The organism is Pseudomonas sp. ES1, from assembly GCF_050586605.1.
GTDB classification, from domain to species: domain Bacteria; phylum Pseudomonadota; class Gammaproteobacteria; order Pseudomonadales; family Pseudomonadaceae; genus Aquipseudomonas; species Aquipseudomonas sichuanensis.
Genome location: NZ_JBOBDM010000115.1, coordinates 1 through 6,321 on the forward strand (window position 1 = coordinate 1; position 6,321 = coordinate 6,321).

Consider the following 6,321-nt stretch of genomic DNA (forward strand, 5'->3'; position numbering starts at 1 on the left):
TCCCCCATGGGGGGTCGCACAACCCTGTGGAAGCCGGCTTGCCGGCGATAGGGCCAGAAGAGGCAGCACAATGCCCTATAGGCTTTCCTCGTCCTCCTCCGGCAACCCCTGACCCACCTGCAACCAGGGCAGCCGGCTCCCCACCCAGATATGCCGCTGGGCCGGCACCCGCTCAGGATGATCCAGCGTCGCCACCGTCACATCGATCGTCTGCGGGCTGCGCTCGGTCACCAGCGCCACATGGGCCCCACAACCCCCACAGAAATAACGGCTGCACCCAGCCGGCGCCACATACCGCTGCGGCGAGCCCGCCAACCACTCGAAATCCTCAGCGGCCAGCGTGACCCAGGTCACCAGCGTGCCGCCACTGACCCGCCGACAGATCGAGCAATGACAGTGGGCAACATCACCCAGGTCGCCCCGCAACCGGTAACGCAGGGCGCCGCAATGGCAACCCCCTTGTTCGATACGCGCCATCGTCATGACCTCCCGTCGCCTTGCACTGGTCGAAAGCTGGCTGAAAGCTTGCGCACATAGGATAGCGCCACTACCGGCAGCAGACCGGTCAGCCAGGGCACCCGGAAACTTCCGTGCCCGGCCCAATCAACAACAACAATGGTGATTCTGATGTTTTCCTGTGCCCGCCTTCCCGCAGTCCCTCTTCGCCTACTCCCCGCGCAGCGCCTGACGCGCTGATCCGCCCGAATCGTCCTTCCTTTCGCCGCGCCACGCCTGGAGTACCGCCATGCTGACCTTCCTCGGCTTTGCCATGGTCATCACCTTCATGTACCTGATCATGACCAAGCGCCTGTCGGCCTTGATCGCGCTGATCCTGGTACCGATCCTGTTCGCCCTGTTCGGCGGCTTCTACAGCGACATCGGCCCGATGATGCTGCAAGGCATCAGCAAGCTTGCGCCCACCGGCGTGATGCTGATGTTCGCCATCCTGTACTTCGCCCTGATGATCGATTCCGGCCTGTTCGACCCGGCCGTGCGCAAGATCCTCAAGCTGGTCAAGGGCGACCCGCTGAAAGTCTCGGTCGGCACCGCCGTGCTGGCCCTGGTCGTCTCCCTCGACGGTGACGGCGCCACCACCTACATGATCTGCTGCGCCGCCATGCTGCCGCTGTACAGCCGCCTGGGGATGAGCCCGCGGATCATGGCCGGCCTGATCATCCTGGCCGGCGGGGTGATGAACATGACCCCCTGGGGCGGCCCGACTGCCCGCGCCGCCAGTGCCCTGCACGTAGACCCCTCGGACATCTTCGTGCCGATGATCCCGGCCATGGCCTTCGGTGTGCTGGCGATCCTCGCCATCGCCTACTGGTATGGCCTGCGTGAACGTGCCCGCCTGGGTGAACTGCACCTGCCGACCGATGACATCGACCACAGCGAAATCAGCGTGTCGCAGTTCCCCGAAGCGCGCCGGCCCAAGCTGATCTGGTTCAACGGCGCCCTGACCGCCGCCCTGATGGTCGCGCTGATCGCAGGCGTGCTGCCGCTGCCGGTGCTGTTCATGATCGCCTTCAGTATCGCCATGATCGTCAACTACCCGTGCCTGCAGCAGCAGAAGGACCGCATCGGCGCCCACGCCTCCAGCGTGCTGGCCGTGAGCGGGCTGATCTTCGCCGCCGGCATCTTCACCGGCATCCTATCGGGCACCGGCATGGTCGACGCCATGTCCAAGAGCCTGCTGGCGGTGATCCCGGAAGCGTTCGGCCCATACATGGCGGTGATCACCGCCCTGGTCAGCATGCCGTTCACCTTCTTCATGTCCAACGACGCCTTCTACTACGGCGTGCTGCCGGTGCTGTCGGAGTTCGCCAGCCACTACGGCGTCACCCCGGTGGAAATGGCCCGCGCATCGATCGTCGGCCAGCCGGTACACCTGCTCAGCCCGCTGGTACCCTCCACCTATCTGCTGGTGGCCCTGGCCGGCATCGAGTTCGGCGATCACCAGCGCTTCACCCTCAAGTGGGCAGTGCTGGTGTGCCTGTGCATAATGTTCGGCGCGCTGGCCCTGGGGACATTCCCGCTGTTCAGCAGTCTGTAATACACACGCTTTATCCAACCGCAAAGCGCCCGCCCTCCGGGCGCTTTGCCATTACCGCTCGAAGGAATACACATGGAATGGCTGACCAGCCCGGAAATCTGGGTTGCCTTTTTCACCCTCACGGCCCTTGAGATCGTGCTTGGGATCGACAACATCATCATGATCTCGATCCTGGTCAGCCGCATGCCCAAGCACATGCAGCCGCGCACGCGGATCTTCGGCCTGGCCCTGGCCATGGTCACGCGGATCCTGCTGCTGCTGTCGATCACCTGGGTCATGCGCCTGACCGACGACCTGTTCCATGTATTCGGCCAAGGCATCTCCGGGCGCGACCTGATCCTGTTCTTCGGTGGCCTGTTCCTGCTGTGGAAAAGCTCGCAAGAGATCTACCACGGCCTGGAAGGCGAGGACGAAAGCCCGGACCAGCCCAAAGGCGCGGGCGGCAAGTTCTTCTACACCATCATCCAGATCGCCATCATCGACATCGTGTTCTCGCTGGACTCGGTGATCACTGCCGTGGGCATGGTTTCCCACGTGCCGGTGATGATCGCCGCGATCATCGTCGCAGTACTGGTGATGATGCTCTGCGCCGGTACCATCAGCGACTTCATCGACAAGCACCCATCGCTGAAGATGCTCGCGCTTTCGTTCCTGATCGTTGTCGGTACCGTGCTGATCGCCGAATCTTTCGACGTGCATGTGCCGAAGGGCTATGTCTACTTCGCCATGGCCTTCTCGCTGGCGGTGGAAGCGATCAACATCCGCATGCGCACTGCGGCGGCGCGCAAGAAGGGTGAAGAGCCTGACGCTGTGAAACTGCGCAAGGACATTCCGGGCCAGTAATCCCGAAGAGTGTGTAGTACAGAAAGGGCCCTTCGGGGCCCTTTTTTGTGCCGACTGTCCCGGCCTCATCGCCGGCAAGCCGGCTCCCACAGGGTTGGCGCATAACCAGGGCTTATGCCGTCGAGGTGGGAGCTGGCTTGCCAGCGATGAGGCCAGGAAAGGTTTCAAATAGATTTCACCCATGCCAAGCTGGCACCCACCGCGCAAAACAACTAAAGCTTCAGTGAGCACTGGAAAAACCAGCCCACCCCCGGGCCAGGCTCACCGCCGCACCATTGGCCCCGCCCAGGGGCACAGAAGAACAAGGGGGCCCGACCATGCTGACCCTGCTCAACCTGCTCTCCGCCGTGGCCCTGCTGGTGTGGGGCACGCACATCGTCCGTACCGGCATCCTGCGCGTTTATGGTTCGAACCTGCGCCGGGTGCTCAGCCAGAACATGAACAAGCGCCCGCTGGCGTTCATCGCCGGCATCGTGGTCACCGCCATGGTGCAAAGCAGCAACGCCACCGCCATGCTGGTCACCTCGTTCGTCGGCCAGGGCCTGATGGCCATGACCCCGGCCCTGGCAATCATGCTCGGCGCCGACGTCGGCACCGCGCTGATGGCGCGGGTGCTGACCTTCGACCTGTCCTGGCTGTCGCCGCTGCTGATCTTCCTCGGGGTGATCTTCTTCCTGTCGCGCAAGCAGACCCGCGCCGGCCAACTGGGCCGCGTCGGCATCGGCCTGGGGCTGATCATCCTGGCGCTGCAACTGATCGTCCACGCCGCCACCCCGATCACCCACGCCCAGGGCGTGAAGGTGCTGTTCGCCTCGCTGACCGGCGACATCCTGCTCGACGCGCTGATCGGCGCGCTGTTCGCCATGATTTCCTACTCCAGCCTGGCCGCCGTGCTGCTCACCGCCACCCTGGCCGGCGCCGAGGTGATCAGCCTGCCGGTGGCCATCGGCCTGGTGATCGGCGCCAACATCGGCAGCGGCCTGCTGGCCTTCCTCACCACCAGCCTGCAGAACTCGGCAGGGCGCCGGGTGGCATTGGGCAGCCTGCTGTACAAGCTGTTCGGCCTGGTGCTGATCATCCCGGTGCTGCATCCGCTGGTGGACTGGATGGACAGCCTGAGCTTCAGCCCGCAAGAGCTGGTGATCGGCTTCCACCTGCTCTACAACACCCTGCGCTGCCTGCTGATGCTGCCCACGGTCAAGCCCATGGGCCGCCTGTGCAACTTCCTGCTGCCCGAACGGGGCAACGGCAACGGCCATACCCAGGCACGCCACCTCGACCCCACGGCACTCACTACGCCGAGCCTGGCGCTGGCCAATGCGGTGCGCGAAACCCTGCGCCTGGGCGACCTGGTCGACAGCCTGCTCGACGCCATGCTTGGCGCCCTGCGCGGCACCCAGACCGCGATGCCGCAGCAGGTGCGTACCCTCGCCGAAGACGCCGAGGCGCTGTACAACGCCATCAAGCTGTACCTGGCACAGATGCCCCGCGAAGACCTGAGCGAGCAGGACAACCGGCGCTGGGCCGAGATCATCGAGCTGGCAATCAACCTCAAGCTGGCCACCGACCTGATCGAGCGCATGCTGCGCAAGGTCCAGCAGCAGAAAACTTCCCAGCGCCGCGAGTTCTCGCAAACCGGCCTGGAGGAGCTGACCGGCCTGCAGGAACAACTGATCGCCAACCTGCGTCTGGGCCTGTCGGTGTTCCTCAGCGCCGACCCGCAAAGCGCGCACCAGTTGCTGCGCGAAAAACGCCGCTTCCGCGCCCAGGAGCGGCGCCTGGCGCATGCCCATGTCAGCCGCCTGCAACGTAAAGTGGTGCAGAGTATCGAAACCAGTTCGCTACACTTGGAACTCATTGCCGACATGAAACGGTTGAACTCTTTGTTCTGCAGCAGTGCCTATGTGGTACTGGGCGGCACCGACACCGGCGGGCTGATGCTCGACAGCGTGCCGGACGAAGCCCGCCAGCCTTGAGCCTTTGCCCCCGGAGACCGTAGCTCGCCCATGCGTTGTCTGATGTTCATTTGCCTGCTGATCGCCAGCCTGCCTACCTTCGCCCTCGATCGCTCGCGGGTCGAGGGCTACCTGTTGCCCAACGGCCTGCAGGTGATCCTCAAGTCCGGCTACGAGCGCGACCATGTGTCGATCCGCCTGGTGGTGGGCGTGGGCCTGGACGACTTCGACTGCAACCAGCGCGAGCTGCCGCACCTGCTCGAACACCTGCTGTTCAGCGGCATCGACGACACCGGCGAGGGCGGCCTGGAAGAACGCCTGCAAGAGCTGGGCGGGGAATGGAACGCCTTCACCAGCAGCGCCGACACCACCTTCGTCATCGAGGCCCCGGCACGCAACCAGCGCAAGGTGCTCGACCTGCTGCTGGCGCTGCTGCGCGACACCCATATCGACGCCAAGGCGCTGGCCACGGCCAAGCGCATCATAGAGCGCGAGGACGGCGGCCATTACGGGCACCTGCAGCGCTGGCTCGACCGCCAGGAAGTCGGCCACCCAGCCAGCGATCAACTGGCGACCGAACTGGGCCTCAAGTGCAAGGAGCGCTCCGACCTCGACGACATGACCCTGGAGCAGGTGCAGCACCTGCGCGAGCACTGGTACGCCGCCAACAACATGAGCCTGATCGTCGTCGGCGGCCTCGACCGCCTGCTGCCGGCCTATCTGGAACGCACCTTCGGCGCGCTGCCGGCGACCGAACCCGAGGAGCGCCGCAGCCTCGAGACCATCAGCCAGCAGGCCGAGCAACGCCGCGACCTGACCCGTGGCTGGCTGGGCGACAACGTCAAGCTGCACTGGTTGTTCATCGAACCCACGCTGGACACGGACAACGACCAGACCCTCGAGCTGCTCTCGCGCTACCTGGACTGGGCACTGTACGACCAGCTGCGCTTGCGCCACGGCCTGTCCTACGGCCCCTCGGCCCAACGCGAGAGCTTCGGCGACACCGGCCTCTTGAGCCTCAATGCCGACCTTGAGCGCCAGGACCTCGACGCGGCGGTGAAGGTGCTCGAGCAGTTGTTCGAGCACCTGCGCAAGCACGGCCTGGACCCGGACACCTTCGCCCGCATCAAGGACGCGGCGATTGCCCGCGAGAGCTGGAGCACCCAGGGCAACACGGCGTTGGCCGACTATTACTGGGGTGCGCTGAACGCTTACGAGAACGGCCGCTTCAGCGACCCGGTGCGGGCAATGCGCCAGGTCAGCCTCAAGCAGGCCAACGAGGCCCTGCGCGAAATGCTCAAGGAGCCGGGGTACCTGCGCGTCGAGAAGCCGTTGCTGGGGTATGACGAACTGTATGGGTTGGTGGCGCTGTTACTCGGGCTGATCCTTGCGGCCGGGCTGGTTCGCTGGCGGCGCGTAATGGCGAATCGCCCCAGCGGCGCTACACGAAAGTAGGGGTTCGGCGGGGTT

Annotated in this window: 5 protein-coding genes; 4 read left to right on the forward strand and 1 reads right to left on the reverse strand. The window is 64.8% G+C overall.

Annotation, left to right across the window (positions count from 1 at the left end; all coding sequences use genetic code 11):
• Window positions 1–75 precede the first annotated feature (75 nt).
• Window positions 76–477 carry a GFA family protein gene (locus tag ACQ4N9_RS26280; protein WP_390970001.1) on the reverse strand — a complete coding sequence of 134 codons (402 nt, stop codon included), beginning with the start codon at window positions 475–477 and terminating at the stop codon, window positions 76–78.
• Between the two features lie 268 nt (window positions 478–745).
• On the opposite strand from ACQ4N9_RS26280, the gene ACQ4N9_RS26285 reads away from it, so the two are divergent.
• From ACQ4N9_RS26285 to ACQ4N9_RS26300, 4 genes are all read left to right on the forward strand, one after another.
• On the forward strand, window positions 746–2,053 hold the full coding sequence (locus ACQ4N9_RS26285; protein ID WP_110995041.1) for a CitMHS family transporter: 1,308 nt from the start codon (window positions 746–748) through the stop codon (window positions 2,051–2,053).
• A 72-nt stretch (window positions 2,054–2,125) separates the two neighbouring features.
• The gene (locus tag ACQ4N9_RS26290; protein ID WP_390970003.1) at window positions 2,126–2,896 is read left to right on the forward strand and encodes a TerC family protein; all 771 of its coding nucleotides are present in this window, start codon (window positions 2,126–2,128) and stop codon (window positions 2,894–2,896) included.
• A 317-nt stretch (window positions 2,897–3,213) separates the two neighbouring features.
• Complete coding sequence (locus ACQ4N9_RS26295) at window positions 3,214–4,872, forward strand: Na/Pi cotransporter family protein (RefSeq protein WP_390970005.1); 1,659 nt, start codon at window positions 3,214–3,216, stop codon at window positions 4,870–4,872.
• A gap of 30 nt (window positions 4,873–4,902) precedes the next feature.
• Complete coding sequence (locus tag ACQ4N9_RS26300) at window positions 4,903–6,306, forward strand: M16 family metallopeptidase (RefSeq protein ID WP_390970007.1); 1,404 nt, start codon at window positions 4,903–4,905, stop codon at window positions 6,304–6,306.
• The last annotated feature ends 15 nt before the right edge of the window (window positions 6,307–6,321 follow it).